Origin of the sequence: Cohnella rhizoplanae (assembly GCF_948329515.1) — a bacterium.
GTDB classification, from domain to species: Bacteria; Bacillota; Bacilli; order Paenibacillales; family Paenibacillaceae; genus Cohnella; species Cohnella rhizoplanae.
In genome coordinates this window covers 28,479-47,905 of record NZ_CAOJCN010000007.1, presented here as the reverse complement: position 1 = coordinate 47,905, position 19,427 = coordinate 28,479, and the positions used below count along the sequence as shown (strand labels likewise).

Annotated in this window: 13 protein-coding genes; 10 read left to right on the top strand and 3 right to left on the bottom strand. The window is 57.7% G+C overall.

From position 1 onward, the window contains the following. The first annotated feature begins 50 nt into the window (after window positions 1-50). Window positions 51-1,334, top strand: a complete 1,284-nt coding sequence (locus PQG80_RS12945) for an S-layer homology domain-containing protein (protein ID WP_271751785.1) — start codon at window positions 51-53, stop codon at window positions 1,332-1,334. A gap of 164 nt (window positions 1,335-1,498) precedes the next feature. On the opposite strand, the gene PQG80_RS12940 is transcribed toward PQG80_RS12945, so the two are convergent. After that, the gene (locus PQG80_RS12940; RefSeq protein WP_271751784.1) at window positions 1,499-3,991 is read right to left on the bottom strand and encodes a glycoside hydrolase family 27 protein; all 2,493 of its coding nucleotides are present in this window, start codon (window positions 3,989-3,991) and stop codon (window positions 1,499-1,501) included. 405 nt (window positions 3,992-4,396) lie between these two features. Between PQG80_RS12940 and PQG80_RS12935 the strand changes: the two genes are divergently transcribed. From PQG80_RS12935 to PQG80_RS12925, 3 genes are all read left to right on the top strand, one after another. After that, window positions 4,397-4,966 carry a hypothetical protein gene (locus PQG80_RS12935; RefSeq protein WP_271751783.1) on the top strand — a complete coding sequence of 190 codons (570 nt, stop codon included), beginning with the start codon at window positions 4,397-4,399 and terminating at the stop codon, window positions 4,964-4,966. Window positions 4,967-5,044: 78 nt separating this feature from the next. Next, the gene (locus PQG80_RS12930; RefSeq protein WP_271751782.1) at window positions 5,045-6,697 is read left to right on the top strand and encodes an alpha-amylase family protein; all 1,653 of its coding nucleotides are present in this window, start codon (window positions 5,045-5,047) and stop codon (window positions 6,695-6,697) included. Between the two features lie 249 nt (window positions 6,698-6,946). Continuing rightward, entirely contained in the window at window positions 6,947-7,699 is a 753-nt protein-coding gene (locus tag PQG80_RS12925; RefSeq protein WP_271751781.1) for an SDR family NAD(P)-dependent oxidoreductase, read from the top strand. A gap of 256 nt (window positions 7,700-7,955) precedes the next feature. Here PQG80_RS12925 and PQG80_RS12920 read toward each other — a convergent pair whose 3' ends face one another. Together PQG80_RS12920 and PQG80_RS12915 are read right to left on the bottom strand one after the other, a co-directional pair. Beyond that, window positions 7,956-9,758 carry a right-handed parallel beta-helix repeat-containing protein gene (locus tag PQG80_RS12920; protein WP_271751780.1) on the bottom strand — a complete coding sequence of 601 codons (1,803 nt, stop codon included), beginning with the start codon at window positions 9,756-9,758 and terminating at the stop codon, window positions 7,956-7,958. A gap of 89 nt (window positions 9,759-9,847) precedes the next feature. Further along, window positions 9,848-9,985, bottom strand: coding sequence for a hypothetical protein (locus PQG80_RS12915; protein WP_271751779.1), 138 nt, complete (start codon window positions 9,983-9,985; stop codon window positions 9,848-9,850). A 300-nt stretch (window positions 9,986-10,285) separates the two neighbouring features. On the opposite strand from PQG80_RS12915, the gene PQG80_RS12910 reads away from it, so the two are divergent. The 6 genes from PQG80_RS12910 to PQG80_RS12885 all read left to right on the top strand — a co-directional run bounded on the left by PQG80_RS12910 (window position 10,286) and on the right by PQG80_RS12885 (window position 19,406). Continuing rightward, the gene (locus tag PQG80_RS12910) at window positions 10,286-12,571 is read left to right on the top strand and encodes a glycosyl hydrolase family 95 catalytic domain-containing protein (RefSeq protein WP_271751778.1); all 2,286 of its coding nucleotides are present in this window, start codon (window positions 10,286-10,288) and stop codon (window positions 12,569-12,571) included. A gap of 39 nt (window positions 12,572-12,610) precedes the next feature. Then, on the top strand, window positions 12,611-14,494 hold the full coding sequence (locus PQG80_RS12905; RefSeq protein WP_271751777.1) for a beta-L-arabinofuranosidase domain-containing protein: 1,884 nt from the start codon (window positions 12,611-12,613) through the stop codon (window positions 14,492-14,494). 21 nt (window positions 14,495-14,515) lie between these two features. After that, on the top strand, window positions 14,516-16,033 hold the full coding sequence (locus PQG80_RS12900; RefSeq protein WP_271751776.1) for a glycoside hydrolase family 43 protein: 1,518 nt from the start codon (window positions 14,516-14,518) through the stop codon (window positions 16,031-16,033). A gap of 37 nt (window positions 16,034-16,070) precedes the next feature. Then, window positions 16,071-17,069, top strand: coding sequence for a glycoside hydrolase family 43 protein (locus tag PQG80_RS12895; protein WP_271751775.1), 999 nt, complete (start codon window positions 16,071-16,073; stop codon window positions 17,067-17,069). Between the two features lie 460 nt (window positions 17,070-17,529). Next, complete coding sequence (locus PQG80_RS12890; protein ID WP_271751774.1) at window positions 17,530-18,444, top strand: ABC transporter permease subunit; 915 nt, start codon at window positions 17,530-17,532, stop codon at window positions 18,442-18,444. Next, a complete protein-coding gene (locus PQG80_RS12885; RefSeq protein ID WP_271751773.1) occupies window positions 18,441-19,406 on the top strand; it encodes a carbohydrate ABC transporter permease in 966 nt (321 codons plus the stop codon). The genes PQG80_RS12890 and PQG80_RS12885 overlap by 4 nt, the downstream gene beginning before the upstream one ends. Window positions 19,407-19,427: the final 21 nt, after the last annotated feature.

The following is a 19,427-nucleotide window of genomic DNA, read 5'->3' as shown; positions in this document are numbered from 1 at the left end:
GCGGGTGCAAGACACCCTCCCCCTATCTCTTTCCGAAAGGATGAACCTAGGTGCAACGTAAACGGCTTGTATTTAACTTGTCTTTGTTCCTATGTCTGTTCAGCGTCTGGAGCTTGTCTCCCATAGCTGCGTTCGCCGATAGCGCGCCCGGCTTTTCCCTGTCTCTTACCAACGCTTCCCCAGCCGTGGACGATACTTTTCAAGTCAAAGTCAATGGCGCGAATCTGATCGATTTGTATGCTTACGAAGTCAATTTAACTTACGACGCCAGCCGTTTGCAGTTTGTGCGCGCGGACAGCGGCAATACCGGATTCGCAATAGCCCCTATACTCAAAGACAACGCCATTCAAGTCGCGCATACCCAAATAGGCGGAACGGCGGGGCGGAACGGCAGCGCGACATTGGCTACCCTCACCTTTAAGGCGATTGGAGGCGGAAATGCCGAAGTTAAACTTTCGAGCCTAAAGCTCGTGAATTCGCAGTTAGCCGCTACCGTCGTTTCGAGCAGCGCTTACGTGATCGCCGCTGTAGGGAGCGGTCAACAGAGTCCGACGCCAGAAGCTACGCCGACGACAATACCTACGCCGACGGCAACATCTACACCAACTCCAACACCGACGCCTACGGCTGCGCCGGCATCAACGCCTGCGGCAACGCCGGCATCCACGCCTGCGGCATCTCCGGGAACAACGCCTACAGCTACGCCGTCAGCCCCGCCGTTTTTCAATGGAAAAATAAGTTTGGATGCGATTAAGGCGATCGCCCAAAAATCGGATTCGGTGCAGGCGGTCGCGTTTAAGGATGTGCCTGACCATTCGAGGTATGCCAAAAGCATTGCGCTGGCAACCAAGTTTGGCATCGTCAAGGGTTACGCGGACGGTTTATTCCGTGCGGATGCTTCTGTTACTCGAGCGGAATTTGCCAGTATGTTCGTGAAGGCGCTTGGTTTAGAGCCCACGGGAAGTTCTAATTTTAAGGATGTCGGCGGACACTGGGCCGAGAAGGATATCAAGGCATTAAAATCAAACGGGATTATTAACGGATACCTGGACGGGTCCTTCAAGCCCAATCAGATCATCACAAGAGCTGAGATTGCATCTATGCTCTCCAGTATTATCAACGCGACTTCAAGCTCCACTCCGATCAAGTTCAACGACGTTTCAGGCGGTTGGGCGGAGCGTGCGATCGGTGCTTTAGCCGATTCGGGGATCATCAAAGGCAATGGGGACGGGGCATTCAGGCCGCAAGCCCATGCGACCAGATTAGAATCGCTGCTCATGATCATGCGGATGCTTAACATGAGTTTGGGTCTAACGCTGGACATCGATGTGTAAGGGTGGACACCCTCCGGACCAAGCCAGACCGCTTTTACAACATCAAGGTCTAGGCTGACGCGCTGCGAATTAAGGCGGCCTCATTAAAAGGAGCCAAATAAAAGGGAGCCCTTCGCATGGGGATGACAGATCATCCGCAGCGGGTCGGGCTCCTTTTCTATCCGTTACGGCGCGACTCGAATGGAGTCCAGCAGCATGTAAGCGCCGGACTTCTTGACGGCCTTGAGCGTATGGCTTCCGCCGGTCAAGCCCGTCGCCTGATAGACGACTTGATTGACTTGCCGCGCGGCGCTCGAGGTGTTGACCGTCGTCTGGAATACGTTGTCGATGTAGATGTCGACATTGCCCTGGGACGCGTCCTTCTCCGTGATGAGCTCGACGCCCGTTCCCGTGAAGGCGAACTGGAAGGCATCGTTGTTCGTCTGGGTGAAATGCACGTCGTTGTTGTAATCGCCGTAGCCGCGGTTGGCGTTGAGCGACCAGGAGCCCGTGTAGACGATGCCGGAGTCGGTGTCGTTGTACTGGATGCGCGAGCTTTTCATTTTTAACTGGTCGATGAGCATGTAAGTACCGGATTTTTTGACGGCTTTAATCGTATGCGCGCCGCTCGGCAGTCCGCCTATGCTGTATACGGTTTGCTGGGCGAGGCGCGAAGGGCTGTACGTATTCACGGTTTTCTTGAAGACGTTGTCGATGTAAATGTCGATGTCGCCTTGAGACGCGTCCTTCTCCGTGACGAGGTCGACGCCTGTTCCGTTGAACGTATATTGCGCGTAATCGTTGTTCGTCTGCGTGTAGTGGACGTCGTCCTGATAGTCGCCGGAGCCTCTGGCGCTGCTGAGCGACCAGGCGCCCGAATACGAGATACCCGAATCCGTATCGTTCGCCGCGAGCGGCGACGCCACGAAGAAACGCAGCTTGTCAAGCAGCATGTAGGCGCCGGATTTCTTGACGACCTTCAGCGTATGCGAGCCGTTCGTCAGTCCGCTGGCGCTGTACACGGTCTGCTGCGTCTGCCGCGTGGCGTTATACGTACTGACCGTTCCTTTGAAGACGTTATCGAGATAGACGTCGACATTGCCTTGGTCGGCGGATTTCTCCGTAATCAGATCGATGCCGGTGCCCTGGAAGGTATATTCGAAGGCATCGTTGTTCGTCTGGGTGAAATGCACGTCGTCCTGATAATCGCCGAGTCCGCGGTTGAAGCTGCGCTGCCAGGCGCCCGTATACTTAATGCCGGTATCGTCGTCGTTGGCGGTCACGGCGCCTCCGGCGGCCGTCACCTTGAGCAGCCTCGAACCGTGCGCCGGCAAATTGACGGAGCTGTAACCCGCGTTGAACGACCCGAGGTCGCTGCGGCTCCACAGATCGCGGACCGACGCGGCGCCGTTCAGGCCGATATCGTTCCAATTCACCGTCACCGTCGCGGCGGAGGCGCCGAGGTTGAACAGACCGACGGTATAACTGCCGTCCCCGTTGTTGGCGTACCAAACCTGTTGGTTGGTCGAGGTCGATACGGGATGGGCGGGCCGACCCGCTTGGTTGACGGCGATCACTTCATCGTTCGTTAACAGCGACAGGCCATAAGCGTCCAGGTTGGTCAAGTCATTGCCCGTATATAGCTGGGCCGAGGACATCGCCCATAGCGACATCGCCGTCTGCCGCTCGTCCTGCGTCAGGCCGTCCATGGCGCCGTTGCCTACGTCGAGTGAGTCGAAGTCGTTCCAGCCGCCCGGACCGGCGTCCCGCCACCAGACGGCGGCATCCGGGAACAGCCGGGCGATGTTCGGCCAGCTCGTCAGCGCCGTATTGACGCAATAGCATTCGACGTCCCAGTCCACGCGCCAGCCGTTGGCGTACTGCTTCCACGTGTCGACGTAGTTGTGGTCGAGCGCCCACGAGATCTCGAACCAGATGCCGCGGGCGCTCAGCGCCTGGGACCATGCGGCCACGTCGCCGCGGGCGTCGATCGACGTATCGTTATGTCCGGAGCCCGGGGTGACGCTGTCGAACTTCACGAAGTCGACGCCCCAGGAATCGAGCAGATCCGCGATTGAATTAATGTAGCTTTGTGCGCATGGGTTCGCAAAATTAATCTTATAATCCAACCCCCAATAATCCGCGGTAGTAAGCGGTTGGACGGCGATGTCCTGCATGGAGCAGCCCGGCGCGCCGTAGATCGGCAGATCGGCGTCGTAGGCTTGCGGGGAGAGGCCCGGGATCAGATACAAGCCGAACTTCTGCCCGTTGGCATGCACGTAATTAATGACGTCCGTCAGTCCATTCGGATAAAGCGTCGCGCTCGGCACGGGCCGTCCATAGCCGTCCAGGCCGCCGTTCCAGCCCGCGTCCACGTTAATGTACTCGTACCCGTGCGACTGCAGCTTCAGGTGCATCGCGTCCGACTGCGCTTTGATCTGCGCCGCCGTGATCCATGCGCCGCTGCCGGAATACACCTGCATGCTGTAGCTGCTCCAGCCCATAAGCGGCTTCAAGGCCAATCCGTTGTTCGCGGCCTCCGCGACGCGGGGCGGCGGGAAGCCGAAGCCGCCGAATACGGCGGTCAGCAGCAGGGCGAGTCCCAGGACGACCGCGCCTGCCGGTTTGATCGATGCTTGCAATTTTACAGCAATCCTTGCTTTGGACCATACCTTCATGAATTCCTCTCCTTTACACGATTAGAGTGTCGTCAAGAACGCGCTGCCTGCGGATTGGATGAACGCCAATCAAGACAGCGCTTTCTTCGCTCTGATCATAGTGTTAGGGAGGAGAGACGAACAAGGTACAGTTAAGCGCTTTCAGGTACAATTTTCCTGAAGCGCCGGAGGGGCCATCGGATCGACTAAGATTAGGGGGACCGAGAGGTTAAAAATCGATCGGAAGCAGCTAAAGGCTGCGGGGACGTTAAAGCTGAATGGCTTGATCATTTAAGGGTTCATTAATTTATCAATCGCCATCAGCGTATTGGCTAGATACTTTTCGTATTGCTTTAATCGATAGTCTTCATGCGTTTTTTGATAAAACGAAATCCATTTGCGCAAATCCTCGGCATGCGTTTGTAATTGTTGGAGCATCGCGCCGTCGTCTGGGTGCAAGGAAATTCTCCCCTCAAAAAAATGACTATGCTTATTGTTGATACCCACATTTGGCCGGGGTGCTTCGGCTCTCCACTACGACAAGGAAGCGCCATCCTGAAAACTATCTATTTTCCTATTCGTATAATACAATATATTTATAACAAAAACATCGGGGGAACTTATACGCATACAACCATTAGCCAATTGACGTCCGCCATGAACGATGCCCGCAAGCGATCGGAAGAGATTAACGATCGAGCATTCCAAGCCAGGCAGCATGCGACGCGATTGCAATATACTGCGAATAGCGCATCTGAAATGGCGGCTTTGGCTGCTGAAATGCTTACTTCCAACGGCGATCTGTTAATGAACAGGAACTTAACGCAAGCCAGCCGTGAAGCGATTAAGCAGGCGATCGATAGCGCGGATATCGCATCTAAGGCTGTACTGGAAGCGAACGAGCTCGATTTCCAAGTCACGCAAGCCTTCAATAGCTGCAACGAAGTCGCGACTCAATTGGCAGAAGCGATTAATAGGGTCGAAGCGACGCTGTAAATAGATGATTGGCGGCCCGGGAGCCTAGCCTCCCGGGCCTTTATATTATAGCTGGCAGCTAAAGGAGCGTATATGAAATTGAATATTAAAGTAAATGAATGGCCTGCCGCCGTCTTCGTGGAGACCGAGCGGGGCTGGCAGAGCTTGCAGAATAACGGCAACGGCATATGGGCCGCAGAGCAAATGGAAGCGCGCACGTCGATACAAACGATATCGCGCGAAGGGCGGTCCGGCGGTCGGCTTGCGAGCAATCAGCCTCAGGTTAAGATTACTTTATCCGCCCCCAATCAAGCGGTTCTTAATGTGCGCCTTCGTTGGAATCATGCCTTTAATCAGCCGGTGCAGATCCTGGGCGACCATTGGGAGCGCGGATATGGCGATCTGGGCTGGCAGGGGCTTCAACCGGACCGCGCGCTTCCTTGGTACGCCGTCGTTCATGACGGTCATGAGACGACCGGATTTGGCGTAAAAACAGGCCCTGCTGCCATGTGTTACTGGCTGGTGGATGCCGAAGGCATCTCGCTGAACGCCGACGTCTGCAGCGGTAATGTCGGCGTCGAGCTGGGCGATCGGGTATTGGACGTTGCCGTCGTCGTACAGGTCAACAGTACCGGCGGGCAGTCGGCCTATGAGACGACGCGAGAATTGTGCCGGGAGATGTGCGATGCGCCCGTGATGCCGTCTTTCCCCGTGTATGGAGGCAACAACTGGTATTACGCATACGGGAAAAGCTCGCACGAGCAAATTCTGGAGGATTCGCGGTTTATCAGCCAATTGGCTGGGAATCAACCGAACCGTCCGTTTATGGTCATTGACGATTGCTGGCAGCTCGGAGCGGGCGTTACCGGGAACGGCGGTCCCTGGATCGGCAATCGGGCATTCCCGGATATGCGCAAGCTTGCGGGCCAAATGAAGGAAGAAGGCGTCCGGCCCGGCATTTGGTGCCGTCCGCTGCTCACGCATGAGTATGTGCCGGCGTCTTGGATCCTGCATACGAAGCAAGGGCATTTCCTCGATCCCAGCCATCCGGAAGTGCTCGCGTATGTTAAAGAATTTATCGGGCGCATCCATGACTGGGGCTACGAGCTGATCAAGCATGATTTCTCGACCTACGATCTGTTCGGCCAGTGGGGGATGAGCATGCGCAGCCGCCCTCAAGCGCTGCCATACGCCTTCTCGGATCGGTCGAGAACGAGCGCGGAGATCGTGCTCGACCTGTACCGGACCATTGCGGAAGCGGCCGGCGACAGCCTGGTGATCGGATGCAATACGATCGGGCATTTGGCGGCAGGCATTTTTGCCATTCAGCGGACGGGCGACGATACCAGCGGCAGGTCGTGGGAGCGAACCCGGCGCATGGGCATCAACACGCTGGCATTCCGGATGCCTCAGCATGGCACCTTTTTCAGCCATGATGCGGATTGCGTAGGGATCACCTCCGAGGTGCCGTGGGAGCTTAACAGCCGTTGGCTGGACATCCTGGCGAATAGCGGTACGCCGTTATTCGTGTCCGTAGCCCCCGGGGAAGCGACGCCCGAGCAGATCGAAGCGCTGACGACAGCTTTTGCCGTAGCGTCCCGGCCGAACCCGACTGCCGAACCGCTGGACTGGCTGTACAATGCCTGTCCGGCCCATTGGCGGATCGGCGGGGATCGGGAAGTGCGTTATGACTGGAACGGCCGTTCTGCGCTGCCGCTTACGGATAACGAAACGGACAATTGGTGGGTCTGAGGGCGACTGTGCGAATCGACGGTAAATGAATCGCAGCGTGAGAGACCTGTCATCAAATAACGCAACCGGCCTGCGACCATCGTCCAGCCGGTTTTTTGCTTGTTCATTTTTAAAACGTAAAGAAGAGGCGGAAACAAGACCTTCAAAAAATAATTCTTTACCGATCGTTCTCAAATGTGATATGATTCGAACTGCAACAAGAATACTGACAGTTGGAATCGATACTCACATTCGAAGGAGAGATCATGCATGTCTACGCTATATAAAGGCAAGGTCGCGTTTATCACCGGAGGCAACGGGGGAATAGGGCTGCAAACCGCGCTTGATCTGGGCAAGCTCGGCCTTCGGGTCGTCATTGGCTCGCGCGATGCGGAGCGGGGACAGGCGGCGCTCGATAAGCTGCTCGCAGCGAAGGTGGAAGCCGAGGTTCTGACGTTTGACGTCAATCAAGCGGCGGATCATCAGGCTGCTTATGATTACTTCGAGCAACGCTACGGCAAGCTCGACGTTCTCGTCAACAATGCAGGGGTTCAGCTCGAAGTAGAAGACCTCGTCCCGATGAACAACAGCTCGACCGTTACGCCGGACGTCCTGCGCGAGACGTTCGACGCCAACTTTTTTGGTCCGATCGCGTTGACGCAGCGCTTGCTGCCGCTGCTCCTCGAATCGCCTGAAGGCCGCATCGTCAACGTATCGAGCGTCCTCGGCTCGCTGACCGTGCATGCCAACCCGGAGTCGTCGATATACGACGTGAAGCTGCTGGCGTACGATGCATCCAAGACAGCCATCAATACGTTCACCAATCACCTGGCGCATGAGCTGAGACATACCCGCGTTAAGGTCAATTCCGCGCATCCAGGCTGGGTCAAGACCAAATTGGGCGGAAAATATGCCGATATGGAAATTGAAGAAAGCAGTAAAACAAGCGTAATGCTCGCAACGCTGCCGGCCGACGGACCGTCGGGCAAGTTCTTCTTCCAAGAGAGCGAACTGCCGTGGTAATCGTACAGGCCTAAGAGAACTTTGGGGAAGTCGCCTCGATCCATTGGGATCGGGGCTTTTTTGTCTTCCTCATGTATTCTTCTATTGCCGTTAAGCCGCGTGCAGGCTGTTAGCGCTTATCCCTAACATGAACTAGCCAATACAGGAGCACACTAGATGAACGCGTTTTTAAGCAAATGGCAGAGGCTGTCCACTGCGGCATGAGGGGCAGCGATGAGCTCGGCCCGGTTCGGCATAGTCGGCGGCGGATGGCGACTTAGAAGCCGATGTTATCCAGCAGATGAATCGTGCCGTTCTTGAACGTCGTGTTGGCGCCCTTGTCGTTGATCAGCGTATTGCCGGTAAAGTAGATGTCCTTGATCTGGCCGTCGCCCCATACTCCGATTCCGCGGTGCGCGGCGTTCTTGATCGTGTTGCCCGTAAAGGCGACGTTGTCGATCATGCCCGTCGAGGCGTAGACGAGCACGTTCGGATGGTTCTGAGGTTCTTGGATGCCCGTATGGTCGATCGTATTGCCTTTTACCGTCACATTGCTGACATTTGCCGTGTTGTACGAGCCTTCGCAAGCGATATAGATGCCCGCCATCATCGTCTCCTTGACGGAGTTGGCTTCGATCAGCACGTCAGTGCCGCCGACGACGGAGATGCCGCGCGCCAGGGAGCCGTATCCGACATCGTTGTTGCGAATGGTGACATGGTTGACGGCGGGCCGGTCCTGTCCGTAGCTGACGACCGCGATCGTATCGTCGCCTACGCCCTTCACGAGGTTGCCTTCGATCGTAATATCGCTGCTGCCGTTCGTGATATGAATGCCGTCCGCGCCCGTCGAGTCGACCACGTTGTTGGTGATCCGGCCGCCCTTGGCGTCATAGGTTACCAGAATGCCTGCCGTGCTGGATTTGTAGACGTAGACGCGGTCGATGACGAAGTTCGTCGCGCTGCGGACGGTGATGCTGTTCTTCTCGTTGGCGCCGTTGCCGCGCGGGACGGTCGTCGCGTACGCATGCTTGATGCCGCTGAGCGTGACGCCGTTGCCTTTGATGTCGATGGAGCCGTTCAGCGGGTCCGTGGAGGTTAGCGTGGTCTTGTCCATGCCCGCTCCGCTCAGGCTTACGCCGTCAAGCGTCAATATTTTGCCGAGGGTGAAGTTGCCGGCCGGTACGGTCACCGGCTTGCCCTGCGTCTTGGCCTTGCTCAGGCAGGAGACGAAGGCGGCATAGTCGTCCTTGCCGTCGTCAGCCGTCGCGCCGCAGCTCGTCACGTCGATGCCTGCGGCAGCCGGCGTAGCCGTGGGAGCCGGCGTTGCAGCCGGAGCCGCGGTCGGAGCGGGAGTTGCGGATGGAGCAGGCGTGGCAATAGGGGCGGGAGTTGCCGATGGAGCCGAAGTGATAATAGGAGCTGGAGTGGCAGTGGGAGAAGGCGTAGCCGAAGGAGCAGGCGTAGGCGTAGCTGTAGCCGTCGGGGCGGCCGTTTGTACCGGCGCGTCGGACTTGAGTTCGATGGTCGGGCTCCACAGCGCTTCATCGCTGACGGCAGTTTTATTGCGGCTTACGATAAAGTAGATTGCCGTTCCCTTCTCGACCGGGACGCTTCCGACGCTTTTCGGCGCGTACCCCTTAACGAACGTCAGCGTGTTTTTCCACAGCATCTTGCTGTCCTTCAAGACCGTAACCACGATGCCGTCACCTTCGCTGAAGGCTCTGGTTACTTCTCCGGTGATCGCGATCGTGCCTTTGGCAGGCGATACCCACTTGAGGACGGAATCGGCATTCCCGTCCGGATGCTGCTTGTCCTTCGATACCCACGGATAATCGCTGTTCGCCGGCTGCCAGCGCTTGTTCGCTGCACTGTAGGCGAGGTCCGTGTATGCGGTGCCTACGAGCTTCTGATAGAACCATTGATGCTCGCCTTGCACGGTTCCGAAGTCGGCGGCGGCGGAGAAGACTTGCGTGGTCGTGCTGCTCGCCGCGTATGCCGGCTTGTCCGTCAAGGAAGAGTAACCGTAAACGACACCAAGAGCCAAAACAAGCGCCGAAGCCATCGAACTAAACTTTTTCAAGAAAAAACCTCCATCAGATGTTTGAATGTGTGATTGTGCGGGTAAAGACGGAGTGACGGGTAGATAGAAGAGAATATCGGTCCGGCCAATCAAGGCATGAATACTTTGGCAGCATTCAGCGTGTTGCCAAAATATGACTGCTCTTTTTTGGGTTGAACGTCGCCGGCGATTGAAGCGCGGGGCGAACAACCTTTCTGCATAAATGAATATACCATCGCTTCCATCATCAGGAATATCCCCTGTCCTTCTCATCCTTGCATAGGGACCTCAATCCCCCGTTCTTCCTATTGGTCAAAGTTACTCCTACTTAAGTGGGAGCGTTAAAAGCGAAGGTTCATCCGGCAAAAGGGATACCTTCGCTTCTTTCATATGTAGAGAGAGGCATGGCGGAATCTAACTGGCGGTGACTGCGCCAAAACGTAAACATCGGATAACGAAGTAAAGACTTGCGCATTGTACTCGGCTCCGCAATTCTTAATAATTAAATGTAAGCGCAACCAACAACATTCCGGAAGGCGGCATGATCCATGATCGAAGGCTCGGGCTCGGACGGCGAGAGGCTCTGGTACGCGCAGCCCGCCAAGGATTGGAACGAAGCGCTGCCGATCGGCAACGGTCGCCTGGGCGCCATGGTGTTCGGTGCCGTGAGCGACGAGCGTCTTCAACTGAACGAGGATTCGCTGTGGCACGGCGGCCCGCGGGATCGCAACAATCCTGACGCGCTGCCGAATTTGCCCCGGATCAGGGAGCTGATCTTGGCCGGGAGGCTCCGCGAGGCGGAGGATCTGGCCTTAATGGCGCTGACCGGGGTCCCGGAATCCCAGCGGCATTATGTGTCATTAGCAGATCTGGAGCTTCGATTCGCGCCTTCCGGCGGCGCCGCCGGGGAGTATAGGCGCGTACTGGATCTGAGACGCGGCGTGACGACAGTATCTTACGTTCAGGACGGGGTTCAGTATAACCGCGAGGCCTTCGCCAGCTATCCGGATCAAGTCATCGCGGTTCGTGTTACGGCCGACCGGCCTGGGCGGCTGAGCTTCCGGGTGCGATGGAACCGCGGGCAGCAGAGATATATGGACGTCGTCCGTACATGGGGAACGGACGGTCTGGCGATGGCCGGCCATGCCGGCGGCGAAGACGGAGTCGCCTACAGCGCGGCGGTGAAGGCCGTCGTCAAAGGAGGCACAAGCCGTACGATCGGGGAATATCTGCTGGTCGAACAAGCGGACGAGGCGATCTTGTACGTCGCGGCCGCTACGACGTTCCGCTCGGCGGATCCGGAGCTAGCGTGCAAAGAGGCGGCAGGCGAGGCTGCCAGACGTTCGTACGAGGAGCTGCTCAAGCGTCATGTGACGGACTACAGCGCACTCTTCGATCGCGTGCGGCTGGAGATCGCATGCCCGGCCGGCGGAAAAGAAGAACGTCCTACGGACGAGAGACTGGCAGCCGTCGAACAAGGCGAAGACGATCCGGGACTTGTATCCTTATACTTCCACTACGGCCGTTACTTGCTGATCTCCTCCAGCCGTCCGGGCTCGCTGCCGGCGAATCTGCAGGGGATCTGGAATCCGCACTTTCTGCCGCCCTGGGACAGCAAGTATACGATCAACATCAACGCCCAGATGAATTACTGGCCGGCGGAGAATTGTAACCTGGCGGAGTGTCACTTGCCTCTATTCGAGCTGATCGAGCGGATGCGGGAGCCGGGACGGCGGACAGCGGAGACGATGTACGGATGCCGCGGGTTTGCCGCGCATCACAATACGGACATCTGGGCGGATACGGCGCCGCAGGACGGATGGCCCCCCTCGACCTTCTGGCCGCTCGGCGCGGCTTGGCTCTGCCTCCATCTCTGGGAGCATTATGCGTTCGGCGGGGATGAGGCTTTTTTGGCCCGAGCGTATCCGACCATGCAGGAAGCGGCTCAATTTGTGCTCGACTACTTGATCGAAGGGGAAGACGGGCGGCTCGTCACATGCCCTTCGATCTCCCCGGAGAATACGTACATCCTGCCCGGCGGCGAATCCGGCGTGCTCTGCGCCGGCGCTTCGATGGACTTCCAGATCATTCGCGCGTTGTTCGACGCGTGTCTGAAGAGCGCCCGCATCCTCGGCCTCGACGACCGGTTCGGCCGGGAGCTGTCCGACGCGCTGCTCCGGCTGCCCGAGACGAAGATCGGCAAGCATGGCCAGATCCAGGAGTGGATGGAGGACTACGAAGAAGCGGAGCCCGGCCACAGGCACATCTCGCATCTGTTCGGGTTATATCCCGGAGAGCAGTTCACCCCGGAAGCGACGCCGGCGTTGGCCGGCGCAGCGCGCGTCACCCTGGAGCGGCGTCTCGCGCACGGCGGCGGGCATACCGGCTGGAGCCGCGCGTGGATCATTAACTTCTGGGCGCGACTGAGGGATGCGGACAAGGCCCGCGAGAACGTGCTGGCGCTGCTCGGCCACTCCACGCTGCCGAACCTGCTGGATAACCACCCGCCATTCCAGATCGACGGAAACTTCGGCGGGACGGCAGGCATCGCCGAGATGCTGCTGCAGAGTCACCAGGGCACGCTGCATCTGCTGCCTGCCTGGCCGGCGGCCTGGGGCGACGGGTGCGTGCGCGGACTTCGGGCTCGGGGAGGATATACGGTGGACATGGAGTGGTCGCAAGGTCTGCTAAGACGGGTCGTGATCGCAGCTGCCCGAGCCGGCGTATGTCGCATTCGCGGTCTCGGGCCGGACATCGTCGAACTGAACGTCGAGGCTGGACGGAGCTATGCGTTTGCGGCGCCTTTCGAGCGAGAGTTCGAAGCCAGTCTTTGATCATCGCATCGACCAATCTCAAGGGGGAGGAATACGTCCGTGAAAGGATTGAAGGGGAAAAGCGTCCTCGTGCGCGATGAGGATATCAATCGCAGGGAAGCGGCGAATCGTGCGTATTTAATGAAGCTGACCAGCGACAATCTGCTCTTTAATTACCGGCTGGAGGCGGGCCGATTCACGGGCCGGGAAATACCGCAAGACGCTCACGGAGGCTGGGAGTCTCCGGTCTGTCAACTGCGGGGACACTTCCTGGGCCATTGGCTGTCGGCGGCGGCACTGCAATTCGACGGGACGGGGGATCCGGAGCTCAAGGCGAAAATGGATCTCATCATCGATGAATTGGCGGAGTGCCAGAAGGACAACGGAGGGCGCTGGATCGGTCCCATTCCGGAGAAATATCTGCGCTGGATAGCTAGCGGCAAGAGCGTCTGGGCGCCGCAATACAATCTCCATAAGCTGCTGATGGGTCTAGTCGACGCCTATCTTTATGCTGGAAACGAGAAGGCGCTCGTCATCGCGGATTCGTTCGCGGACTGGTTCGCGGATTGGAGCGGCCTATTCTCCAGGGAGCAATTCGACGATATTCTGGACGTGGAGACCGGCGGGATGCTGGAGGTATGGTCAGATCTGCTGCGCATCACCGGCAAGGAGAAATATAAGGCGCTGCTCGAACGCTATTATCGCAGTCGTCTGTTCCAACCCCTTCTCGAAGGCAAAGACCCGCTGACGAATATGCACGCGAATACGACCATCCCGGAAGCGCTCGGCTGCGCAAGAGCCTTCGAGGTCACGGGCGAAAAACGATGGATGGACATCGTGAAAGCCTACTGGAATTGCGCGGTGACGGAAAGGGGCTATCTGGCGACGGGCGGACAGACGGCCGGCGAGGTGTGGATGCCCAAGCAGAAGATGAAGGCGCGTCTCGGGGACAAAAACCAGGAACACTGCACGGTCTACAATATGAACCGTCTGGCCGAGTTTCTGTTCCGGCATTCGGGAGATCCCTCCTATGCGCAATACATCGAGTACAACCTGTATAACGGCATTATGGCGCAGGCGTACTACCGGGAGTACCCGCTCACCGGCAGCAAGCATGACGAACCTTCGACCGGACTGCTTACGTACTTTCTGCCGATGAAGGCCGGTCTGCGCAAGGACTGGAGCACGGAGACGGACAGCTTCTTCTGCTGTCACGGGACGATGGTCCAGGCGAACGCAGCCTGGAACCGAGGGCTCTACTATCAAGACCGGGACGAAGGCATTTATGTATGCCAATATTTCGATTCGGAGCTGGCAGCGGACATCGGAGGCGATCCCGTACGGATCGTTCAATCCCAGGATCGCATGAGCGGAAGCCTGATGGATTCCTCGATTACGGCCGGCATTCAGGGCATTAATGAAATGACCGCGGTCTACGAGAATGTGCCGTCGTATCGCAAGCACGATTTTGTCGTGCGCACGTCCGCGCCGAAGGAATTCGCGATACACTGCAGGATTCCGGAATGGCTGATGTCGGATGCGACGATTTACGTCAACGGAAGCCTTCAGGGAAGGACTGCGGATAGCGGCCGATTCCACGCCATCCGCCGAACCTGGCAGGACGGGGACAAAGTAAGCGTCATCCTGCCGATCGGGATCCGCTTCGTTCCGCTGCCGGACGACGGGAGCATAGGGGCGTTCCGGTTCGGTCCGGAAGTGCTGGCGGGGATCGGCGAGACCGAACGAATTTTGCATGCGGAAAACGAAGACGTCGCGTCCGAGGTCGAGATGGAAAACGAGCGCGAGTGGGGAAGCTGGCGATACTTTTTCAAGACGGTCAATCAGGATCCTGCGATTCCCATGAGACGTATTCGGGATATCGGGTATGAACCTTTCCAGATTTACTTCAAAGTGAAAGGGCGGTCATCGGCCAACCATCCATAAATACGACAAAGGGAGATCCCTATGCATACCATCGTCACCAATCCGATCCTCTGGGCCGACGTCCCGGACGTAAGCGTCATCCGGGTCGGCTCCGTCTACTATATGGTCAGCACCAGCATGCATGCGATGCCCGGCTGTCCGATCATGAAGTCCGCGAATCTGATGCACTGGGAGCTCGTGAACTATGTGTTCGGGACGCTCGAGGATAACGACGCCCACAATTTGCGAGACGGCAAGGGCATATACGGCAATGGCTCGTGGGCCGCAAGCTTGCGGTATCGCGATGGCGTCTTCTACGTCGCCTTCAGCTGCAACGACATGAACCGGTTTTACGTGTATCGCACCGCGGATATCGAGCAGGGCCCCTGGGAGCGCTCTGTCATCGAGGGTCTGCATCACGATCCGAGCCTGCTGTTCGACGACGGCCGCGTCTACGTAATCTATGGCAACGGCGATATTCGCATCCGAGAGCTGACGGAGGACGCTTCTTCACCCCTGGAGGGCGGCCTAGACCGGCAGCTGTTCGAGACGGATCGCGAGGGGATCGGCTTACGCTGCGAGGGCTGCCATGCCTACAAGCTGAACGGTTACTATTATCTGTTCTTCATCGAATGGCCGAACGTCGGCCACCGGCGCCGTCGGCAGCTGGTCTATCGCGCGCGCTCGCTGCTCGGCCCCTACGAGCGACGCATCGTGCTCGACGACGACCTGGGTTATCGCAACAACGGCGTCGCCCAGGGCGGAATCGTCGATACGCCGGAGGGCGAATGGTACGCGATGCTGTTCCAGGACCGCGACGCCGTCGGCCGGGTACCGTGCATCGTGCCGATGCGCTGGGAGGACGACTGGCCGGCGTTGGGCGAGGATGGCAAAGTGCCAGAGAAGCTCGAGGCGCCGCAGCCGCGCTCGGCGTCCAAGCCGCTCGTGATCAGCGACGAATTCGTCTATGGCAGCAACAAGCTGGCGCTGAACTGGCAGTGGAATCACAACCCGGACGACGAGCTGTGGTCGGTGACGGAGCGGCCGAGCTGGTTGAGGCTGGCGACAGGTGTCATCGCCGACCGGATCGAGCGGGCGCGCAATACGCTGACGCAGCGGACGGAAGGGCCGTCCTGCGTCGGGACGACGCTGCTGGACGCGGCGGGGATGAAGGCGGGGGATCGCGCCGGCATAGTCGCGCTGCAGAGCAGCTTCGGCACCGTCGGCCTATGGACCGGCGAGAACGGCGAGCGAAGCGTCGCGATGTGCGTGCGTGGAGAGGACGGCCGCGAGGAGATCGTCGAGCGTCTGCCGTACGAGAGCGAGCGGATCGGCTTGAGGATTGAATTTGACTTCAGGGACGGCGCGGATATGGCCGTCTTCGCTTTTTCCGCCGACGGAGTCGCATGGAGAACCATCGGCCGGCCGCTCAAGATGAAGTACACGCTGGATCACTTCATGGGGTACCGGATCGGCTTGTTTAACTATGCGACCCGCGAGATCGGCGGCTTCGCGGACTTCGATTATTTTCGCTACGCCAAAGGCGGCGACGTCGGCTAAGCGGGCAGACTTTATTAACAGAATGGAGAGATCTGGCATGAATCAGGCACCGAAGCCGCATCAACCGCTCGTTAAGCATATATACACTGCGGATCCGTCGGCGCACGTATTCGACGGGCGCATCTATATCTACCCGTCCCACGATCTGGATCACGATGGCGAGAGCAACGACAACGGCGACCAATACCGGATGGAGGATTACCATGTGTTATCCTTGGAGAACTTCGATTCTCCGGTCGTCGACCATGGCGAAGCCCTGCATGTACGGGACGTGCCGTGGGCGTCCAAGCAGATGTGGGCGCCGGATGCCGCGTACAAGAACGGCATGTATTATTTGTTCTTTCCGGCACGCGACCATGAAGGGATCTTCCGGATCGGCGTGGCGACAGGCTCATCCCCGGCGGGGCCGTTCAGGGCGCAGCCGAATTATATAGAAGGAAGCTTCAGCATCGATCCCGCGGTGCTTGTGGACGATGACGGCCGCAGTTATATGTACTTCGGCGGGCTCTGGGGCGGCCAGCTGGAAAAATGGCAGACTGGCGAATTCCGGCCGGAGGCGGCCGAGCCCGCGCCGGGCGCGCCTGCGCTCGGCCCTCGCGTCGCGCTGCTGAGCGACGATATGCTGTCGCTTCAGACCGCTCCGCAGGAGATCGAGATCGTCGACGAGGCCGGCGATCCGATCCTCGCGGGGGACGAGGACCGGCGCTACTTCGAAGGACCGTGGGTGCATAAGCACGAGGGCTTATATTATCTATCTTATTCGACCGGGACGACGCACAAGCTCGTCTACGCCGTCAGCCGCGACCCGCTCGGGCCCTATACCTTCAAGGGGACGATTCTGACGCCAGTGGTCGGCTGGACCACCCACCATTCCATCGTCCGATTCCAGCACAAGTGGTACCTCTTCTACCACGACAGTTCCCTGTCGGGCGGCGTCAATCACAAGCGCTGCGTCAAGTATACGGAGCTGCATTACGACGAGGAGGGGGCGATCCGGACGATCGATCCGTATCCGGGAGACGAGAATAGCGTTTGACTGAAGGATGAAGCAGCGTTTGCCTGCTTCATCTTTTTTTGTTGGAGCGCCGTGATGGTCAAGCGTTCCTGACCGAGAACATCTGGGCGTCCGGCGCGGCACAAAGACCGAATTTGTTCCTAACCGAGAACACCTAGGAGCCCGGCGCGGCACAAAGACCGATTTTGTTCCTGACCGAGAACAACTCGACGCCCGGCGCGTCTCATGGGGCTTGCGCATCGGCTCACCCCTGTCATCGACGCGAGCGTCTTCCAATGAGCGCACTTCCTGGAATATATAACGCTTTCATTTACGTAAACGAACGTTAAGCAAGTAAAAAGTTGCACGTAGTTCCGGGCTCGGCAGGGTGCCTATAATGTAAACATGAAAGCGCAAACAACACGGAAGATGATGAACGGAGGGGGATGGCGATGATAACAGGGAAGGCCCATCTGATTCGAAGAGGAGAGACGAAGCACGCATGCTAAAATACAACACGCGAAGCACGTCGATAAGAAAGTTTCTATATATAGCTCCTTTTATGGCGCTGCTTTTCATCTTCGCTTACTACCCGCTGTACGGCTGGGTCTATGCCTTCTTCGACTATACGCCGCCGATTCCGTTGTCCGATTCGCCGTTCGTCGGGTTGCAGTGGTTCCGGTCCTTGGTCGAAAACCAAGTGAAGGTCGATCAGCTGCTGCAGGTCATCAAGAACACGTTCGGCATGAGCGGCCTGACGCTCCTCTTCTCCTGGCTCCCCATGGTGTTCGCCATCTTCCTGACCGAGATCAAAGCCGTCCGCTTCCGGAAGTTCATCCAGACGGTCACCACCCTTCCGAACTTCATCAGCTGGGTATTGGTGTATTCGCTCGCCTTCTCCATGTTCTCCAGCGAAGGCATCGTCAACGGCATGCTGCGGCAGCTGGGATTGACGGATGCGCCGATCCTGTTCCTCCAGAGCGCCGACCATGTATGGCTGACGATGTGGATGTGGACGACCTGGAAGGCCTTGGGCTGGTCCGCCATCCTGTACATCGCCGCGATCATGGGGATCGACGATTCGCTCTACGAGGCGGCCCATGTGGACGGCGCGACCCGCATGCAGGTGATTCGCCATGTCGTTCTGCCGAGCATGCTGCCGACGTATTTCGTGCTCCTCATGCTGCAGATCGCCAGCTTCCTGAACAACGGCCTGGAGCAATACTTCGTCTTTCAGAACGCGTTCAACAAGGACAGCATTCAGGTTCTGGACTTGTACGTGTACAACCTGGCCATGGGAGGCGGCAGCTATTCCGTGTCCGTCGCGATCAGCATGCTGAAGAGCTTGATCAGCGTCGTTCTTCTCTTTTCGGTGAACGGACTGTCCAAAATGTTAAGAGGTGAGAGCATCGTATGAGCGACAACCTGGCGGAGCTGGTACCCGATATGGCGCATCAGAGCCGATTGGATAAAAAAACGAGCTATAAAATGAGCGCGACGGACAAATTCATCTCCGTCGTCATCTATACGCTGTTCTCCCTGTTCGCGCTGATCTGCGTTTATCCCTTTTACTCGATCATCATTAACACGATCAGCGCCAACGATATCAGCGCCAGAGGCGATGTCGTGTTTTTCCCGAAGCACATTCACTTCCAGAACTACATCGACGTGTTCAAAATACCCGGGCTGGGCAACGCGGCGCTCGTCTCCTTGGGAAGAACGGTGATCGGAACGAGTCTGACGGTGGGCGCGTCCGCCTTCCTGGGCTTCATGTTCTCCCAGGAGGATATGTGGGCGCGGAAGTTCTGGTACCGGTTCACGGTCATCACGATGTTCTTTAACGCCGGGATTATTCCCTGGTACTTGACGATGAGATCGCTGCACCTGACCAATAACTTCCTGGCCTACGTATTGCCGACGATCGTCGCTCCGTTCTTTATCATTCTAGTCAAGACGTTCGTAGAATCGACGCCCAAGGAGCTGCAGCAAGCGGCCGCCATCGACGGGGCAGGGGTCATGACCATCTTTTTCAGGATCATGCTGCCTATTTGCAAGCCCATTTTGGCGACGGTCGCGATATTCGCGGCGGTGGATCAGTGGAATTCCTTCCAGGATACGCTGCTCTTGGTGACGGACAACAATCTCTACAGCCTGCAGTTTATTCTATATAACTACATCAATCAGGCGAGCTCTTTATCCACGATGGTTAACCTGCAGAACGCCGGCTCGACCGCGATGTCCAGCCTGTCGACCAAGCAGACGACCACGTCCATCCGCATGACGGTGACCATCATCGTCGTAGCGCCCATTTTGCTGATCTATCCGATATTCCAGAGGTTTTTCGTAAAAGGGATTATGATCGGCGCGGTGAAAGGCTGAGTCGCGCTTGCGCCATTATAA